The sequence below is a fragment of the Ferdinandcohnia sp. GQ5 genome, from assembly GCF_059759275.1.
Window position 1 is genome coordinate 126039 of the sequence record NZ_JCAXEW010000014.1, and the last position, 18694, is coordinate 144732.

Annotated in this window: 16 protein-coding genes; all 16 read right to left on the reverse strand. The window is 38.2% G+C overall.

Annotated elements, in window-relative coordinates:
- Positions 1-93 precede the first annotated feature (93 nt).
- The gene (gene rlmH / locus AC6CHV_RS17340; protein ID WP_498079309.1) at positions 94-573 is read right to left on the reverse strand and encodes a 23S rRNA (pseudouridine(1915)-N(3))-methyltransferase RlmH; all 480 of its coding nucleotides are present in this window, start codon (positions 571-573) and stop codon (positions 94-96) included.
- Positions 574-666: 93 nt separating this feature from the next.
- Positions 667-822, reverse strand: a complete 156-nt coding sequence (locus AC6CHV_RS17345) for a CxxH/CxxC protein (RefSeq protein ID WP_341333424.1) — start codon at positions 820-822, stop codon at positions 667-669.
- A 150-nt stretch (positions 823-972) separates the two neighbouring features.
- A complete protein-coding gene (locus tag AC6CHV_RS17350) occupies positions 973-2214 on the reverse strand; it encodes a S1C family serine protease (protein WP_341333425.1) in 1242 nt (413 codons plus the stop codon).
- A 114-nt stretch (positions 2215-2328) separates the two neighbouring features.
- Positions 2329-3441: an ABC transporter permease gene (locus AC6CHV_RS17355; protein ID WP_341333426.1), complete on the reverse strand. Its 1113-nt coding sequence runs from the start codon at positions 3439-3441 to the stop codon at positions 2329-2331.
- Positions 3438-4697, reverse strand: a complete 1260-nt coding sequence (locus AC6CHV_RS17360) for an ABC transporter permease (protein ID WP_341333427.1) — start codon at positions 4695-4697, stop codon at positions 3438-3440. The genes AC6CHV_RS17355 and AC6CHV_RS17360 overlap by 4 nt, the downstream gene beginning before the upstream one ends.
- A gap of 11 nt (positions 4698-4708) precedes the next feature.
- Positions 4709-5641 carry an ABC transporter ATP-binding protein gene (locus tag AC6CHV_RS17365; RefSeq protein ID WP_341333428.1) on the reverse strand — a complete coding sequence of 311 codons (933 nt, stop codon included), beginning with the start codon at positions 5639-5641 and terminating at the stop codon, positions 4709-4711.
- Positions 5642-5788: 147 nt separating this feature from the next.
- Positions 5789-6418, reverse strand: coding sequence for a response regulator (locus AC6CHV_RS17370; RefSeq protein ID WP_121448181.1), 630 nt, complete (start codon positions 6416-6418; stop codon positions 5789-5791).
- Positions 6419-6434: 16 nt separating this feature from the next.
- The gene (locus AC6CHV_RS17375; protein WP_341333429.1) at positions 6435-7517 is read right to left on the reverse strand and encodes a sensor histidine kinase; all 1083 of its coding nucleotides are present in this window, start codon (positions 7515-7517) and stop codon (positions 6435-6437) included.
- A 413-nt stretch (positions 7518-7930) separates the two neighbouring features.
- A complete protein-coding gene (yycJ, locus tag AC6CHV_RS17380; RefSeq protein WP_341333430.1) occupies positions 7931-8725 on the reverse strand; it encodes an exodeoxyribonuclease YycJ in 795 nt (264 codons plus the stop codon).
- A 6-nt stretch (positions 8726-8731) separates the two neighbouring features.
- Positions 8732-9508, reverse strand: a complete 777-nt coding sequence (locus AC6CHV_RS17385; RefSeq protein ID WP_341333431.1) for a two-component system regulatory protein YycI — start codon at positions 9506-9508, stop codon at positions 8732-8734.
- Positions 9495-10826 carry a YycH family regulatory protein gene (locus tag AC6CHV_RS17390; RefSeq protein WP_341333432.1) on the reverse strand — a complete coding sequence of 444 codons (1332 nt, stop codon included), beginning with the start codon at positions 10824-10826 and terminating at the stop codon, positions 9495-9497. The genes AC6CHV_RS17385 and AC6CHV_RS17390 overlap by 14 nt, the downstream gene beginning before the upstream one ends.
- Positions 10816-12651 (reverse strand): cell wall metabolism sensor histidine kinase WalK, encoded by a 1836-nt coding sequence (gene walK / locus AC6CHV_RS17395; protein WP_341333433.1) that lies wholly within the window; start codon positions 12649-12651, stop codon positions 10816-10818. The genes AC6CHV_RS17390 and walK overlap by 11 nt, the downstream gene beginning before the upstream one ends.
- Before the next feature lie 8 nt (positions 12652-12659).
- Positions 12660-13367: a response regulator YycF gene (yycF, locus tag AC6CHV_RS17400; protein WP_121448187.1), complete on the reverse strand. Its 708-nt coding sequence runs from the start codon at positions 13365-13367 to the stop codon at positions 12660-12662.
- Between the two features lie 252 nt (positions 13368-13619).
- Positions 13620-15053: a peptidoglycan DD-metalloendopeptidase family protein gene (locus AC6CHV_RS17405; protein WP_498079310.1), complete on the reverse strand. Its 1434-nt coding sequence runs from the start codon at positions 15051-15053 to the stop codon at positions 13620-13622.
- Between the two features lie 682 nt (positions 15054-15735).
- A complete protein-coding gene (locus AC6CHV_RS17410) occupies positions 15736-17022 on the reverse strand; it encodes an adenylosuccinate synthase (protein ID WP_498079311.1) in 1287 nt (428 codons plus the stop codon).
- Between the two features lie 230 nt (positions 17023-17252).
- On the reverse strand, positions 17253-18617 hold the full coding sequence (dnaB, locus tag AC6CHV_RS17415) for a replicative DNA helicase (protein WP_121448191.1): 1365 nt from the start codon (positions 18615-18617) through the stop codon (positions 17253-17255).
- Positions 18618-18694 lie beyond the last annotated feature (77 nt).

An 18694-nucleotide genomic window follows, 5' to 3' on the forward strand; every position in this document is an offset into this window, starting at 1 on the left:
ATGAACTGAATATGAACAAAAAAAGGAGGAATCTCAATTAGTGGCTGAGACACCTCCTTTTTTTAAAAAATTAATCTGTTATAAAAACCTCATTTACTTGTGGTACGGCTCATTCCTAATGATCCGAAACGCTCTATACACCTGCTCCACTAATATCAGTCTCATTAATTGATGCGGAAAGGTCATCTTTGAAAAAGACAATGTACCATTTGCTCGCTTCATTACGTCCTTGCTCAGGCCAAGAGAACCACCGATGACAAAGGCAACTTTGCTTTTTCCATAGGTTGCTAGGTTTTCAAGATCGGCTGCCAGCTGTTCGGATGATTTCATCTTTCCTTCAATTGCCAAAGCAATCACATGAGTGTCATCCGATACTTTTGAAAGTATCCGCTCTCCCTCTTTTTGTTTTACTTGCTCCATTTCTGACTCACTCAAATTTTCCGGCGCCTTTTCATCAGCAAGTTCAATTATGTCAATCTTGGCATAGGCCGTTAATCGTTTTAAGTATTCGTTGATCCCTTGGATCAAATATTTCTCTTTTAACTTGCCTATTGTTACGATTGTGATGTTCACACTTATCCCCACTTCGCTCACATTTTACAAACACACTATCCACAGAAGTTATCCACATATCCACATTTTCTATCCACATCTTGTATGAGAATATTAGTTCCCTACAACATATACCGCCTTATTTTGACAAAATTCACAGGTTGTTGATAAGTTTTCGTCTTCAATTTTCGTCAAAATCGGCGCTACCTCATGTTCATCAACCACGATGTCCAATGCTAATTCAATATGTTCTTCACAACATTTAATCATTTTTTTGTCCTCCATCAAACTTACCCACATCCGACTGCGAATTATGGGTATAACTTTATCTTTTTTTCTTATCCACATGTTTTATCTTACCCATTTTAGCATATAATCTTATCCACAAAAAACAGGGGAAGTTTCTCTCCCCTGTTTTCTCTACAATGATTCTCTTGCCAATCGTACTGTCGCCTTTTGTTTTTCTCCGCCTCGGTAGAATGTGACCTCCATTGTGTCTCCTACTGATTTTTCATTATATAAATGCTTTCGCAACTCAATTAGTGAGGTGATTCTTTCACCATCTAGTTCTACAATCACATCAAGTTCCCTTAATCCTGCTTGTGATGCGGGTGTATTTCGCAGTACTTCTAAAACTGCCACTCCCTCTGTTACGTCATTTGGAAGATGTAAGGTTTGCATTCGATGATAGGAGGAAATTTCACTTAAACTCTTAAGTTGTCCAACTCCTAAAAAAGGACGATTAACCTCACCATACACTTCAAGATCTTCAATAATCGGCTTTGCACTCGTAATTGGAATCGAAAGGCCAATTCCTTCAACGGCCTCCTGTGCAATTTTCATGGAATTAATTCCTATTACTTCTCCCTTGATATTTACAAGCGCTCCTCCACTATTTCCTGGATTAATCGCAGCATCTGTTTGCATGACATCAGCATTCCAATCAGGTACTCCATCCTGATTAATATCAACAGGAATCGTCCGATTTAAGCCTGAAATAATTCCTTGTGTGACTGACCCAGAAAACTCAAGTCCCAACGGGTTTCCAATCGCAATGACAGGTTCACCAAGATTAATGTTATCGGAATTTCCAAATTGAGCAACCTTTTTAATATGGCTTCCATCAATCTCGATTACAGCCAAATCCGTCCAAATATCACTTCCAAGCACTCTTCCCTTCACCCTTGCCCCATCACTAAGACTTACCTCAATATCCGAAGCGCCTTCAATTACATGATGGTTTGTGACGACAAAAGCTTTACCGTCCCCTTTTTTATAGATAACGCCAGATCCCGTTCCCGCTGTCATCGATTCCTCTGTCCAGAAATTCGTTTGTTGTAGATTGACAATACCTACAACAGCCTCACTTACTTTATTGACCGCACTGGTAATCTCGGTAGTTACGTTCACGTTGATATTTTGTTGGACACTTTCTCCTGTTACTGGTGCTTTTTCCTCCACCTCATCAAGCCCATTTACCTCTTCAGGGGTCGCATTCTCTTCACTTGGAAGTAAATGATACTTGGATAAGGTCGGTAAAAGAGCTATTACAAGGAGTGCCCCAATAACAGCACCGACTAACGCTGAGAAAAACCAACTGCCTCGGTTCCCTTTCCTTCTTTGTTGCCTTTGGTTTAGATAATCCTGATCATAGTACCCCATTACATGATTTCTCCTTTTTACACTCTTTCTATTAATTTTACCCATATTTTATGCAATTCATGATTTTGTCCCACAACGACAAAAGACAGGAGCCACTTGCCCCTGCCTTTTTCTTTAAGCGCTTTTCCGTTCCATTAAATTGATTCCGATCCCGATTAACACGACTCCCATTAACGTCAGAATACTGATTGGATATAGTAATTCACTCATTGGTGCTCCATAAATGGTGGCGGCTTTTAAGCCTTCCATCGCATGTTTAATTGGCACAAAGTCTGACACCTTTAACAAGAAGTCTGAGCTTACAATTTCTAATGGCCAATAAGCCCCACCCAGCATCGATAAGCATACTGATATCAGTGAAATAATCGCGTTGAATTGTTGAGTGCTTTTAACAACGCTGACTAAAAATAACGATAGTGCGACAATTGAGAACACGTATGGGATTAACACAATTAATGTTTTTCCAAATCCCCCGTAAAAGTCTACCCCGACGGCATACCGGAACACTATAAAGATAAGTGCAACCTGAAAATATCCCATTAGGAAACTATAAACTAAATTGCCGGCGTACATCTCCCATTTCTTTAAAGGGGATAAAATCATGCGGTCCCAAACTCCCCATGTTCTCTCTTGTAAGATGTTGTGAACATTATAAGAGATGGTGTAAATGACAAAAAACAAGGTAAATCCAAAAATCGTCTGCAGTTGGTTATCAATAATCACAGCATCATCGCTACGAAATGACGCAGCTTGAATCTTAAATAACGGGTTCTCTTCCTTTTCGTTTAATTCTTCAATAATGGCATCTGAGTCGATATAAGAATTTGTTGCTGTTGCCTCTTTAATCTTCTCTTCCATTAAAATATCGCTATAAAAAGTCTGAAGATAGCTTTCTATTATATGAAGGTTTGAAGTCTCCGTCACAATGACAATTGTGTAAGATTCCTTTTCTAGCTTCACAGCAGCCTCTGCATCACCTTCACTGACCATTTTCTTTGCCTCATCTTCAGTCATTCGTATAAATTCAAACGCCTCTGTCTTATTTAGTTCTTTCCATAATCCCGTTTCTTCAATATTTTCAATATCTGTATAAATAGGTACTTTAATATTTGAATAATTTGCGGCACCTAATAACAAAGCAAACACAATACTCATTACGGTCATGCCAATCATAAGCATTGGCTTTCTTAAAAATAATTTAAACTTTGCCTGTAAAATACTTATCATATGGCATCACCTCTTTTCGGAAAGCTAAAAACAGCTGCAGTCAGCATTATCAAACCAAAGCCCACTAAATAAAAAAGATGATGAGCAATAGCCGATAGCTCCACACCTTGAAGCAATTGTAATAAGGAGGACATTCCTGCACCATTTGGCGTAAGATTCCCCAACATACCGATAACAGAAGAAGTTTCAGCAATCGGTGTAAAGCTTCCACCTAAAAAGGCAAAGATGGACACCATTACATTTCCAAAAAAGTTTGATACGCCTTCTGAGTCTATTCGGTAGTTTAATGCGGTCAACAATGCTCCGACTCCTCCTATCGCAAAGGATAGTGATAGGTTCACTAAGAAAAACCCGAAAAGATCTTTCCAAACCACACCAAATATGAGAGAAGTAACTCCATATAAAATCGCTTGCTGGATTATCGCAATTACTATTACAGAGAAAAAGATGCCACCTAGATATGACCATCTTGACGTATTTGATAAAATAATTCGATTGAACACCTGTAACTGTTTTTCGCGATAGGCAGATGAGCCAATATGAGAGGCAATAAACATAATAAACATGACGCTCATACCGACGGAATAATATTGCAATGAATTAATTGGTTCACGCTCGGTAACAGTCTCTGTTTTTCCAATTTCCTTACTTTTTATATCTTCTAGCTGAACTCCAGCTTTCCCTATTACGGTCATGGAAGTAAGCTGTTTTTGGAAATTCATAAGGATATCCTCCACTATTTTTGGAGAAATCTGTTTTCCTTCATTTTTATAAAGGGTAATTGTCGCGGATGAAGGTTCATCAAGTAAGGCAGATGATAGAATATCATATGTGTAATGCGCTGGTATCTCAATCACAGCAGCGTAATGATCATCATTTTTAATTTCATCTAGTTTTTCAGCCTTAACTACCTCAAGTTCCACAATTTCTTTTAGTTCCTTACTACCAAACACATCATCTACTAATGTCTGAATTGGATGAAGTAGATTAGCGCTTTGGATAAGTGCTGTTTCTGCTTCCTCTGGCATTTCCTGTCCCTTTATCTCTTCAATAAATGCCTCTATCTCTTTTTGTTCATCACTATGTGTAATAAATGCCACTTTAGCCGTGATCGGTTCTGCATCTCCCCCCATCACTCCACCTAAGGCAAAGCCTAGGATAGCAATAAGGACAAGCGGCATTAGAACTAGAACAAGTAACTCCTGGGGGTTCCTTAGTAACACCAATAAGTCTTTTTTTATAAATGGAATTATCATCCTCTCACCTCCTAATCTCTTAACGCTCTACCCGTCAGATGAAGAAATACGTCTTCAAGTGTTGGCGCTTTTACTTCTACTGATATCAATGCTGTACTCGTTTCCTCAGCGATCTGGGATATTTTTTGAAACAAATTGTACTCCTTTGGAACAATTACTGTTACATTACGGTCCAACACCTTTACTTGACGTATGGTTGGATCTGCTTCAAGTAATTGAATAAATTCTTCTTTTACCCGCTCAACCTGAATAGAAATCGTATTTTCAGAGGAAAGGATATTTTTTAACTCTTCCTTTGTACCTGAGGCGATAATATGACCTTTATCCATAATATAAATACGGTCACATAAGAATTCGACTTCTTCCATGTAATGACTTGTATATAATACGGTCATTCCACGTTCCTTATTGAGCCGTTTTACCGCTTCTAAAATATAATTTCGAGATTGCGGGTCAATCCCTACCGTTGGCTCGTCCATAATAATAATTTCCGGATTATGAAGTAAAGCCACTCCAATATTTAACCTTCTTTTCATACCACCCGAAAATGTTTTAACTAGATCCTTTCTTCGGTCAGTTAGGCCAATTTGCTCTAGAACCTCTTCAATCCGCTTTTTTAACTCAGCACCTTTTAGCCTATAAATCTCTCCAAAAAACCGCAAATTTTCTTCAGCCGATAAATCCGTGTACAATGCGATTTCTTGAGGAACCACTCCTAAAATCTTACGGATATTCTGTGGATTCTTAATTGTACTTTCATTTAATAGCCTCACATCACCAGATGTTGGAACAACCAAAGATGAAAGCATAGAGATGGTGGTAGATTTTCCTGCTCCATTTGGACCAAGCAGACCCACAATCTCCCCTTTTTCTAAAAACATATTAATCCCCTGTGCAGCATACTTTTGTTTATATTTCTTCGATAAATCAATCACTTCTAACATACCGTCGCCTCCTTTATACATTAATCATAGACATTCAAGGCTTCTTACAGCACTATCTAACGTCACTTGTTTATGTTAAAAACATGACCTGAGTCATATCTGCATGAAAAAAGGGTCATCCACTGAAGTTAGGACAACCCTTGTCTTTTATGTAATATCGTTTTTCACTGCAAAAATAGCTAACTGAGTACGATCCCGAAGTTCTAATTTATGCAAGATTTGTGTGATGTGGTTTTTTACCGTTCCGACTGATAGAAATAAATCATCTGCAATTTCCTTATTTGTTTTTCCTTCCCCCACTAATTTTGTAATATCTAATTCTCGTGTAGATAAAGGCAGTTCAAGTTTCTTCTCAACCTTGTGTAATAATCGCGGCATTACTTTCGCTGCAACTTCTTCATGAATCGTTAGACCCCCTTGAAAACAACTATAAACCGCATGGATTAGTGTATTCTGGTCTGATGTTTTCAGTAAAAAAGCATTTGCCCCGTATTTTAATGCTTGGATTGCGTATTCATCATCATTAAAGGTTGTGAGGATTAAAATCTTAGTATCGGGCCAACGTTCCTTGATCTTTCTAGTTGCTTCAAGTCCATTCATAACTGGCATCCGGATATCCATTAATACCACATCAATCACATGTGCCTCCATCTTCTTAATTGCTTCTTCTCCATTTTCGGCTTCAGCCACAACACGGATTTTTCCATCTTGCTCCAACATGAGTTTTAAGCCTTGCCTAACAATCGATTGGTCTTCTACAATTAACACATTCCACATGTCCGTTTCCCCTCCCTTACGTTTTTGCTAACGGAAGTATACCTTTAATGACAAATTCCTCATCCGTTTGATAGACTGATAGCATTCCCTCCAATTCCTCAACTCGCTTCCGCATATTTGACAGCCCGAATCCCTCTTTAAATGACTCCTTCTTATAGATTCGGTTTTTCATAACAAGTTCAATATTTCCGTCTGCTGTTTTTCCAAGCAGCACCTGAACTTCACGTGAGTGGGCATGGCGCATTGCATTCGTAAGTCCTTCCTGGATTACTCTATATAGCACGACACTTTGTTCATTTGTGAGCTGTTCGGACAAGATTCCTTGTTTTGTCGTCAGTTGGACCATAATATGACTTTCAGCCTCAAGTTTTTTGAATAGCTGTAAGATGGTTGCAATTCCTTCATGTTCCCGGTCCTTTAAAGTTCGTACTGCAAAACGTGTTTCTTCTAAGCTCTCTTTAGCCAATTCCTTTAAATCTTGATAATGTTCTGGACCTTGTTTAATTGATAAGACTTCCAACTGCATTAACAATGCTGTCAACTTATGCCCAACAGAATCATGGATGTCCCTTGCAATTTTGGTCCTCTCTTGATATCGTGCTTCCTCCTCCGCCACAAGGGCAACCCTCTTTAACTTTCGATATTCCCCAAGCAATTCTTCATAAAGGTTGCGTTGTTCCTCTTGCTTCGTCCAAAGTTCATTCACTTGAAGGGCAAGAAGGTAGAATAAGAGAAAGTAGACATAAACGGATAAATCACTTTTCATCCACATTAAGAAAGCCAATAAACTGGTCACCGTAAAAGCAACAAGTCCTTTAAATGGTTGACTTTCTAGTTGAATTGCAGCTAATAACACAACGTACAATAGTAATAAAAGTGTAAATGGATTGCCTGATTCAATAACTCCTTGCGTCAGTAGAAGTGTGGTTATCGCAACATATAAATAGACTGGCTTTGATGTGATTTTCAGGAAAAAATATAAGGTCATCACAACAGCACAAATCATAATTGAATAAGCTGTTGGAACTGGCCTTTCAAAAATGAAAAACAACACCCAAAGCACCATTAAACCTGCCGCTTGCAACATAAAAGATTTCATAGCATCCCTACTTTCATCCTATTTTCAAGTTACTAGAAAATTATGGGCGCGGCAAGTGTTTTTCTTCGAAAAGTGCAACCGCCTTGAAAGTGGAACATCGACTAACTACTGCCACTTCCTGTGGCAAACGTCGATGTCAGCACTTCCTCGAAAATGCTTTGCATTTTCTTCGTGCGATGTTATGACTGTCGAAGCCTTCCTTGTCCTGTGCAAGTCCGACAAGCATAAGAAAAGCCGGTGAGAAGGATGCCTTTTATCCTTCTTGACGGATTGGCTTATGACCTCGAGCTGCTCAAAGCAGAGCTTTTCGCAAGATACTCGCTGGAGCCAATTCAAGGGGAAAACTGGCTAGGCGCTGGAGCTAGACATGCACACAAAAAAGCCCATCTGATCAAAATCAAATGGGCTTCTTTCTACACATAAGCTAGTTTTGTAGGTACCTTTGGATCTGTATCATACAAATCAAACTGTTCCCCGACAACATACCCTTTGCTTTCTAAGGTTTGCTTAACCGACATACGTGCTAAATCCTTTAAATTATTATCTTTACTTAGATGCGCCAAGTAGATTCGTTTCGTGTTATCCCCAATTACATCTGACATAGCTAACGCTGCATCCTCATTCGATACATGTCCAACATCACTTAAAATACGTCGCTTAATACTCCAGGGATAATGGCCCATCTGAAGCATAGACACATCGTGGTTACTTTCAAATACATACGCATCGGCATTTTCAATGGTGCCCTTCATACGGTCACTGACATAGCCTGTATCCGTAATTAAAACAACCTTTTTTCCCTCGTTGTGGAATACATAAAACATTGGTTCAGCCGCATCATGGGAAACACCGAAAGATTCAACATCCATATTTCCAAATGTCTTTACTGACCCCATTTGAAAAATAAACTTCTGTTCTGTCGGGATTTCTCCAATATTACGCTCCATCGCACTCCATGTCTTTTCATTTGCATAGATGGGAAGCTTGTACTTTCTAGCCAGTACACCTAGCCCCTTAATATGGTCACTATGCTCATGTGTCACAAGAATTCCGGAAAGATGCTTAATTTCTTTGTTGATTTCTTTAAATAACAGTTCTAGTTGTTTACCACTTAACCCGGCATCTACAAGCAAGGAATGCTTGTCTGTTCCAACATAGAACGCATTTCCTGTGCTCCCGCTTGCAAGCACACTAAAATGCAACCCCATAATCGTTCACTCCATCTTATTTAAAATTTGTCCTTCGATGGCATTGACATAAATATCTGTTTCATCGTCTATGGTAACATGCCAAGCTGGAGCCAATAACTGTGATTCTGAATATGGGACAAGTGGGTAATACCCAACTTCCACCTTAGATACATGGCTACCTGATTTGAGATGGAAGTTATTAAAAAGGTTTTCTAGAGTTTCCATAGGCGTAATTAACTCCTCCATCTCATGCTCTTCAAATTCAGGAATTAATGTTTGCTCATAGGACGTTACCTCATGATCCTCATTCAGATACAAATAGATGACACCACTTATATTCGATGATTGGCCAAAGACCTTGTAATTTTTATATTGTTGAATTAAAACAACCGTGCCAGCCTCTTCATCCACATCCCAAACGGTATATTTGTCCCCCGATAGGATATGTTCCTTCACAAATTGTCCGATCTTCATTTGATCTGTTAAGGAAAGCTTAATAGGATCTGTAAACTCAGCCTTTAGCATACCAGCAGTATCAATGTTAACGGTCTGATTTTTAAGAGTTTTAACATCTTCCTCTGTAAAAACCTTGATTTTCCCACTTATATAGCTTAATTCCTCCGGTTCCTTTGGCAAAGCCTCATACGTGATTTCCTCTTCCGCTAGTTTCTCGTCAATACTTAATTCTTTTAGCAAATCGAGTTGACTGCTATCCCTCTTTTGAACAAGCTGATATCCTAAAAAGATGTTGAGAATCAAGAAGGTAACGATAAATAAAGACTTGGTTTTACTCCAATCCATCTTTATGTCCTCCTAAATCCTCATTCTTTATCTCAACCTTTTTCCAACTTCCATTATACCTGTAAGTCCAAATCGGTTGAAGTGAAACAAACTGGGAATTATCTTCACTTTCTACAAGGTCATAAGCAACTGTCACAGACTCGAGCAATTCAGGATTAAAATTTGGCTTACTTATAATTTCCTCCATTACCTTTTCGCCTTTTGGTAGTCTCACCTTAATTGAGTCCAAATCGATTCGTAAGTTTATGGATGGATGAAAATATCTCGCTATATCATTGTTATCCCATTGTTGTGTAATATCTGTTAGTTTATTTTGACTAAAAACAGGGATATTTTTTACATAGAGTTTAAAAACTGTCGTTTGACTCTCTTTACTCCACCTAAAAAAGCGGTAATCATCTGTCCATCCAACATGTTCATTAACAAAATCAATGCTAGTTTGAATTAAATCTGTTGTCTGTGCTGGTTCTCCACTAATTCTTGTTGGATTAATGAACTCAATATACTTTTTATTATTATACGCTCTTAGTAACCTTGTTCCATCGGTATGAACTTCACCTGTAGTAAGAACATCCCGCTTAACAAGACTTGAATTGGTGAATAAGCGATCTTTAAAGGTATCAATTTCAATCGCATCAATATAATAGTCAACACGTTCTACAATTGTTGTGTCCTTCGGTAAGTAGACTGAATTCGTATCTGATAGTTCATATTCAATTTGCTCGGGATATCTCGTCGCCGTTGTATAAAAGTTTTTCCGGTATTCCCTTGTAAGCCTACTATTGACACGGCCCTCATACACTAAGTTGTCACCGGTGGACACAAAGTACACAATCCCTTCGCCATCTTCTTCAGAATTGACATCAATTACAAATCGGTCAAACGAAATGAAGGAATGATCCTTATCATTAATTTTTTTAATAAACGATTTATAAAGCTCTAGCGGAAACGGATCAGGAAAGTATATTTCAACTTGTCCATTTTGCTTTAAGAAGTCTGCTAAACCTTGATCCTGAACAGTATGTGTAATGTTGTGGACCTCATCAATTTCCCAAGACCTAAGTTCTTTCATGACTCGGTTCAGTTCCGTCTCGTTAAAAGTCCCAAAATGCTGACCATCAATATGATAAAGAATTTTAGTTGGCCTTATAATTTCGGAGGCGTCCTTTGTAATATTTGTCGTTACTTCCGCTACTAAGTCATCATTTTCTCCTAGGTGATCGTATTGGGGCTGATACGTCCACAAAGACCATGTAAGAACAATGCTAGAAAGCACTAAGAGAATTAAAATTGTTGTTTTTATTGATTCATACTTCATCCCAATCATCCTCTAAACCATCTTGATTCACATTGATTGGTAGGGTAAAGAAAATAGTTGTACCTACCCCTTCTTCACTTTCAGCCCAAATCCTGCCTCCATGAGCAACGACCATCTCCTTGGCAATCGCAAGACCTAACCCTGTTCCTCCTAATTTACGTGTGCGTGCTTTGTCCACCCGGTAAAATCGCTCAAAAATTCGATTGATGTTATCCTTCGGTATTCCAACACCCTGGTCTCTTACGCTTACGACGATTTCATCATTTGATTCTTCCACTTGAAAGGATACCGTTCCTCCCTCAGGTGAATATTTCAAAGCATTTGAAATAATATTATCGAGAACCTGTGTCATCTTATCTTGATCGATTTCCAGATAAATGGGCTTCTCAGGTAAATTTCGAATAAAGGAGATATGCTGCTTCCTTGTCATTTCAAATCGGTCAATGATTCGGTGGAAGTACTTTGTAAAATCAATTAAATCCTTGGATAAACGATAATCCTTACTATCTAGTTTTGATAACTTCAGCAAGTCATTGACCAACCTAATCATCCGTTCTGTTTCGGTTTGCGTTACATGTAAAAACTGAGGCGCAATCTTTTCATCCTCCCAAGCACCATCTGCTAGTGCTTCAAGATAGCTCCGCATTGTCGTTAATGGTGTTCGTAATTCATGTGAAACATTTGCGACAAACTCTCGTCTCTCACTTTCAATCTTTTCTTGCTCGGTCACGTCATATAATACAGCAATTAAACCATTGATAATGCCTGATTCCTTTTTAATAACTGAAAAACTAACCTTTATAATGTATTGTTTTTTATGCGTACTAAAATCAAGGATTTCCGTATCTATATCGTGAACAAGCTGCTCAAAAGTATATTGTTCATCTAACCCTAAGACGGAAACAATTGACTGATCAAGGACTGTTTCACGTGAAACATCTAGCATGTCAATTGCAGGCGTATTGATTAAGATTATCCGCCCCTTTTTATCGGTTGCAATTACCCCATCTGTCATATGAGCAAGCACAGAAGAGAGCTTGCGACGTTCCCCTTCTGTTGTCGCTTGTGCATCTTGTATTTTTTTCGATAAATTATTGAAGGTCATTGCAAGTTGACCAATCTCGTCATGGCCGAATAATTTTACCTTCTTTGAAAAATTACCTCTTCCTAATTCTAAAACATGCTTTCTCATTGCTGAAATTGGTCTTGTAATCGTTTGAGCGACAAAGATTCCAAGGACTGCCGTAATCGCCATCGCAATTCCAGTACCCGTTACAAAAATATCATTGATTTCTTTTATATCATCATAGACATTTTCCATCCTCGCGATTAAAAAGATTGCGCCGATGATATCTCCATTCGAACGAATTGGTGTTGAAGATACATACATCCGATCATACGTTGATTCATCTAAGCGCACATAATCTGGATTGTCGCCAAGCAGTAACGTACGTTTGACCGAATCCTCATTCGTTTTTCTGCCAACAATTCCCTGACTATATGGGTTTGAGCTCCCAACTACACGGCTTTTATTATCGATAACCCGAATTTCTTGGATATCCTCAGACTCATAGTCCTGCAATATATTCCGGATATCTTTTTCTAATGTAGAAGCATCTTCCCTCTCCTTATTCATTTCCTGCTCAATACTAAATGCAAGTATATTGACCCGTTCATTTAAGGATATTTTAAAATTTTCTACTAATCGCAACTCTAATTTCCCTATAAAATAAACACCAATAATTTGCATCGCAATTAAAATTAAGAGCAAATAGATAAGTGCAAATTTAAAATGAATTGATTGAAAAAAACCTAGTCTTTTCATTTCAAGATTTACTCCTGATCAGGGTTTCGTAAATAGTAGCCCACTCCACGTCTTGTGACAATCCATGTTGGATGGCTCGGACTGTCTTCAATTTTTTCACGTAAGCGGCGTACTGTTACGTCAACTGTACGTACATCTCCAAAATAATCATATCCCCATACCGTTTGTAACAAATGCTCTCGTGTCATGACTTGACCAAGGTGCTTGGCTAAATAGTGTAAAAGCTCGAATTCACGATGTGTTAATTCTATTGTTTCTCCACGTTTACTCACCACATAGGCATCTGGATGGATTACAAGGGAACCCACAGCAATCTCACTTGTTGTTTCCTGGCTAACTGCCTCAGAAATTTGTTGGTGTCTTCGAAGGTTCGCCTTTACCCTTGCAAGCAGTTCTCTCGTACTAAAAGGCTTTGTAACATAGTCGTCAGCTCCTAGCTCAAGCCCTAATACTTTATCAATTTCAGAGTCCTTTGCTGTTAACATAACGATCGGCATATCATACTTTTTTCGTACCTCTCGACAAACCTCCATGCCATCTTTATGTGGAAGCATGATATCAAGTAGAATGAGATCAGGACTTACTTCCTCTACCTTTTCTAGAGCCTCATTACCATCATAGGCACAAACGACTTTATACCCTTCCTTTTCAAGATTAAATTGTAATATATCCGCAATTGGTTTCTCATCATCAACTACAAGAATTACTTTTTCCATTCACTTTTTCTCCTTCACATTAAAATAAAAACCGTATCACCTAAAACAGTTTTCATATTATATTGTTCGAATTGTACCTTTTATTTTGTTCCTTTACCTCTAACTTTAGCAGAAAAAGGGAGGTATATCATCAGAAGTGTATAAAAAAACAGTGATATAGGTCATCTGTCCAATTCCGACTTCCATTTTATCGTTCTTTATACTTATTAAAAAAGCCTTCAGCATCATGCTGAAGGCGTATATTGTCTAATATTATAAGTAATCTAATGGATTTTTCAAAGCTCCATTAATATATAATTCGAAATGTAGGTGCGTCCCTGTTGAGTTACCAGTTGAACCCATTACACCAATTTGTTGGCCCTTCGTTACGGTTTGTCCAACACGAACATTAAGGGATGACATATGAGCATAAATGGTTTTCATTCCATTGTTATGGTTAATCGTAATTTTATTCCCAAAGCCGCCAGAATATCCAGCCTCTACAACTGTCCCATTGTCAGCTGCTTTAATCGTATAATTACTTGGTCTTGCAATATCAATACCTTTATGGAGTTGTCCCCATCTATATCCAACATGACTGGAGATATAACCGCCAACTGCTGGCCATGCTAACTGACCTGATCCCCTTGAAGGAACAACCTTCGTTCCTTTTTCAATTACCTCTGTTACAGGCTCTTTTGTGATGGTTTCATTAAGTTTCTTTGTTTCAGCATTCACGCCATTAACCATTTTATATTCATAGTGAACAGTCTTTTCACCCTCTTGACCTTCTTGAGTGACTTTTCTGTCCCCTTTGTACATATTTGAATTTTCGTTAACCTTCGTTTCAAAATTAATCGTTTCTTTTTTATTTTGCTCCATCTTTACCACAACTGTTAAAAATGGCTTATATGCTGTTACGTTTAATTCTTGTCCAATTTTTATAAGTGTATCCTTAGTAATTCCAGGGTTTAATGCTAATAAATCCGCTGTCTTTAAATCATGGTCTACCGCAATAGAACCCAGTACATCTCCTTCTTTAACTTGGTACTTTTTCTCCTCTAATGTACCCTTTTGAAGCAATGTGACGGTATCAGCAGGATTATGAATTTGATCTGGTGAAATTTTTTCATCTGAAACTGAAACCTTTTCCACAAATGAAACGTCTAATAAACGAGATTGTCCTTCAGCTAATGCAGGCAAAGGTTGTTCTGATTTTTCTCTCGCCTCAAGCTCTTGCAATTGCTCTTCTTTTACATATTGTAACTTTAATTGTTTCAGAGCTTCATTCGCTTCTTCTTCATTTTTTAGATAAGCAACTGGCTCTCCATCAATCGTAATCGCTTTAGCTTGTGCTGCAATTTCAATCTCTGATTCTAGCACCTTCACAGTATTTTCATTATTGAAGGTTGGTAGAAAAACCTGTTCTTCAATAATTGAAACATTATCGGCTACCAAAGAAAGCTCTTTATATTGATCTTGTAAGGAATCTACTTTTTGTTCGACTACCTTTTCTACTACATTCTTTGAATCAACTGTTCCAACTCTATTGCCATCTATGTATACATGATACACTGTTTGTATTTTTGTATCAGCTGATGCTGATCCAAACACTAATGTTGAAAGCGCAACTGAGGTTATCGCAACTCGTTTTAACAAAGTCATATATTTTCTTGGTGTTTTATTTGTATTATTTTGGTCTGACACGGTCTTTCCTCCCTGAACAAAGGTTGCTTGTCCGAAATTATCGTTCATCTCACCTTGTGAGTTGAAAAGCGTTGTCTTACAAAATACGCCAAGACGTATTCTATCGTTCGACAATTCTCTCTATTTTACACTTTATTAATTTACCATAGAATTTGAAAAAAAGTATAATAGTTTCCAATATGTAATATAATTGTAGTATTACTGACAAATTTTTACACAGAAAACTGTAGAATTTTGACATTGAAATGAGCCTTTCTTCCCTTTAAACCGTGGATTTTTTAAAGATTTATGTCGTTTTTGCACGACAAAAGACTCCTTATCAAAATATGACATAGTGAGATTGTCATGGGAAAGGAGATAAGTGTTTATATGTTGTCTGTGGGGATGGGGTTGATTTAAAATAAAGGCTGTTTTCGCAAACTTTGTTGTTTTTATCAATGGTTTCCGCTTCAGGTGGACGCTTTCCGCGGGCGTGGATTGAGCCTCTCGCTTTTCCCGCTGGACATTGAATTTGCTTCTTTGAAATAACCCACGCACGAAGAAAATGTGAATACATTTTCGAGGAGTCGCCACCTTACGCTCCAATCTACTAGGTTTCCACATTATAACTAAAAACAACAAACTTATAGAAAAGAGCCAAAATAAAAAAACATAGCTGTTTCCAACTATGTTTTTCATGTTATTAGCTATATATATTGCGCACTACATTTGTTTGTGTTCTGTCAGGTCCAACTGAGAATACAGATAATGGGATACCAGTTAACTGGGATATACGCTCAACATAGTTTCGAGCATTTTCTGGTAGTTCTTCTAACTTTTTCACTCCTGTAATATCCTCTGTCCACCCTGGAAACTCTTCATAGACTGGTTCACATTCTGCGAGGACTTTTAAACTAGCTGGGTATTCCTCAATTAGCTCCCCTTTGTGTCGATAGGCCACGCAAATTTTTAACGTTTCAATTCCTGTTAATACATCAATGGAATTAAGAGATAAGTCAGTAACTCCACTTACCCGTCTTGCATGACGTACAACTACTGCGTCAAACCAGCCTACTCTTCGAGGACGTCCAGTAGTCGTCCCATACTCACGACCAACTTCTCGAATTTGATGACCAATCTCATCGTTTAGCTCTGTTGGGAAAGGTCCGTCTCCTACACGTGTTGTATAGGCTTTTGAAACGCCTACTACAGAATTTATTTTAGTAGGGCCCACTCCAGAACCAATTGTAACCCCGCCGGCTACTGGATTTGAAGATGTAACAAATGGATACGTTCCCTGATCAATATCTAACATAACACCTTGGGCACCTTCAAATAGAACACGACGTCCACCATCTAGAGCATCATTCAACACAACAGATGTATCACAAACATATTGAACGATTTGCTGTCCATATTCATAATACTCATCTACGATATCTTCTAGAGTAAATCCTTGTGTTTCATAAACCTTTTCGAATAGTCGATTCTTCTCAGTAAGGTTATGAGAAAGCTTTTCTTCAAACACTTCTCGGTCAAGTAAGTCTGCAATACGAATTCCCACTCTGGAAGCCTTATCCATATAGGCAGGTCCAATTCCTTTTTTTGTAGTCCCTATTTTGTTTATCCCTTTGTATTCTTCTTCTAATTCATCCAACTTAATATGATAAGGAAGAATAACATGGGCACGATTGCTTATACGTAAATTATCTGTCTGAACACCCTTGTCATGCAAATAGGCTAGTTCTTTGACTAATGCCTTTGGGTCTACTACCATACCATTGCCGATGACACAGATTTTCTCTGAATAAAAAATGCCTGATGGAATCAAATGAAGTTTGTACGTTTCTCCATTAAATACGATTGTATGTCCCGCATTGTTTCCACCCTGATATCTAGCTACTACTTCAGCCTGTTCTGAAAGAAAGTCAGTAATTTTCCCCTTTCCTTCATCTCCCCACTGTGTTCCTACAACTACGACTGCTGACATTACTATGCACCCCCAGGGTTAATATAAAGATATTGTTCATTTCCAGTCAATATTTTATCAGTTTTCTTTTCTTATTACAACAAAAATACGAACATTGCATATGTAGAAATAATGAACATTCGTGTTTATTATTTCATTTTATCTCCAATAATATGTAAGAAAATCAAAAAAAGACGTATCATGAATTGATACATCTTTTTTCTGTACTCAGGTACGTTTTAACCATTTTACTACGCACCTGGTGGCATGTTTGCATCATCAAACCTTCGTTCCAGATTGACGAATTTATTATATTCTTTAACGAATGCCAACGAAACTGTTCCAACCGGGCCGTTACGTTGTTTAGCAATAATGATCTCAATAATATTCTTATTCTCTGACTCTTTATCATAGTAATCATCACGGTATAAGAACGCAACAATATCCGCATCCTGCTCGATACTCCCTGATTCACGAATATCAGACATCATTGGACGCTTGTCCTGTCTTTGCTCTACCCCACGGGATAACTGTGATAAGGCAATAACAGGAACCTTTAATTCACGGGCTAAGGCTTTTAAAGAACGAGAGATTTCAGATACCTCTTGCTGACGGTTTTCGCCGCTTCTTCCATTACCTTGGATCAACTGTAGGTAATCGATAAGAATCATCCCTAATCCACTTTCCTGCTTAAGTCTGCGACATTTTGAACGAATATCATTCACACGAATACCAGGAGTATCATCAATATAAATTCCTGAGTTGGATAAGCTCCCCATTGCCATGGTTAACTTACTCCAATCTTCCGGTGTTAAGGAACCTGTACGTAGATTTTGTGCATTAATGTTACCCTCTGCGCAAAGCATCCTCATTACAAGCTGCTCAGCACCCATCTCTAGACTAAAGATAGCGACATTTTCATCAGTCTTAGTTGCCACGTTTTGCGCAATATTAAGAGCAAATGCTGTCTTACCAACAGATGGACGGGCTGCTACGATTATTAAATCATTTCGCTGGAATCCGGCTGTCATCTTGTCCAGCTCTGTAAACCCGGTAGGAATACCGGTAATATCTCCAACACGATTATGAAGAGTTTCAATATTATCATAGGTCTGAACGAGAACGTCCTTAATATTTTGGAAAGCACCCGCATTTTTACGGTTCGCGACTTCCATTATATTTTTTTCGGCCTCACCTAAAAGTGCATCGACCTCGTCTTCTCGGGAATAGCCATCTGTAGCAATCGTTGTTGCTGTGCGAATCAATCGGCGAAGTATTGACTTTTCTTCAATAATCTTCGCGTAGTATTCAATATTCCCGGCTGTTGGTACGGAACTCGCCAACTCACTTAAGTACGAAACGCCACCTATTTCATCTAAAATTTTCGCATCCGCTAACTCGGAAGTAACCGTTACTAAGTCAACTGGTTCACCTTTATCTGAGAGACCTAGCATCGCGTCAAAAATCTTCTGGTGTGCTGTCCGATAAAAGTCTTCTGGAATCAACACTTCTGAAGCAAGAGTTAATGAGCTTGGTTCTAGGAAAATAGCACCTAAAACAGCTTGCTCAGCCTCTATATTTTGCGGAGGAATACGATCAGCAAAAATGTCACTCAACTATTCTCCACTCCCTTTACATAACTTTTTTATGTCTATCTATCTATTATACTTCTCTTTTATTTAATTCCAATGGA

What these genes read in the sequence shown, in the direction of transcription:
- AC6CHV_RS17345 (WP_341333424.1), bottom strand. Translation starts at nt 822, where the DNA reads ATGATTAAATGTTGTGAAGAACATATTGAATTAGCATTGGACATCGTG.
- AC6CHV_RS17350 (WP_341333425.1), bottom strand. Translation starts at nt 2,214, where the DNA reads ATGGGGTACTATGATCAGGATTATCTAAACCAAAGGCAACAAAGAAGG.
- AC6CHV_RS17355 (WP_341333426.1), bottom strand. Translation starts at nt 3,441, where the DNA reads ATGATAAGTATTTTACAGGCAAAGTTTAAATTATTTTTAAGAAAGCCA.
- AC6CHV_RS17360 (WP_341333427.1), bottom strand. Translation starts at nt 4,697, where the DNA reads ATGATAATTCCATTTATAAAAAAAGACTTATTGGTGTTACTAAGGAAC.
- AC6CHV_RS17365 (WP_341333428.1), bottom strand. Translation starts at nt 5,641, where the DNA reads ATGTTAGAAGTGATTGATTTATCGAAGAAATATAAACAAAAGTATGCT.
- AC6CHV_RS17370 (WP_121448181.1), bottom strand. Translation starts at nt 6,418, where the DNA reads ATGTGGAATGTGTTAATTGTAGAAGACCAATCGATTGTTAGGCAAGGC.
- AC6CHV_RS17375 (WP_341333429.1), bottom strand. Translation starts at nt 7,517, where the DNA reads ATGAAATCTTTTATGTTGCAAGCGGCAGGTTTAATGGTGCTTTGGGTG.
- yycJ (WP_341333430.1), bottom strand. Translation starts at nt 8,725, where the DNA reads ATGGGGTTGCATTTTAGTGTGCTTGCAAGCGGGAGCACAGGAAATGCG.
- AC6CHV_RS17385 (WP_341333431.1), bottom strand. Translation starts at nt 9,508, where the DNA reads ATGGATTGGAGTAAAACCAAGTCTTTATTTATCGTTACCTTCTTGATT.
- AC6CHV_RS17390 (WP_341333432.1), bottom strand. Translation starts at nt 10,826, where the DNA reads ATGAAGTATGAATCAATAAAAACAACAATTTTAATTCTCTTAGTGCTT.
- walK (WP_341333433.1), bottom strand. Translation starts at nt 12,651, where the DNA reads ATGAAAAGACTAGGTTTTTTTCAATCAATTCATTTTAAATTTGCACTT.
- yycF (WP_121448187.1), bottom strand. Translation starts at nt 13,367, where the DNA reads ATGGAAAAAGTAATTCTTGTAGTTGATGATGAGAAACCAATTGCGGAT.
- AC6CHV_RS17410 (WP_498079311.1), bottom strand. Translation starts at nt 17,022, where the DNA reads ATGTCAGCAGTCGTAGTTGTAGGAACACAGTGGGGAGATGAAGGAAAG.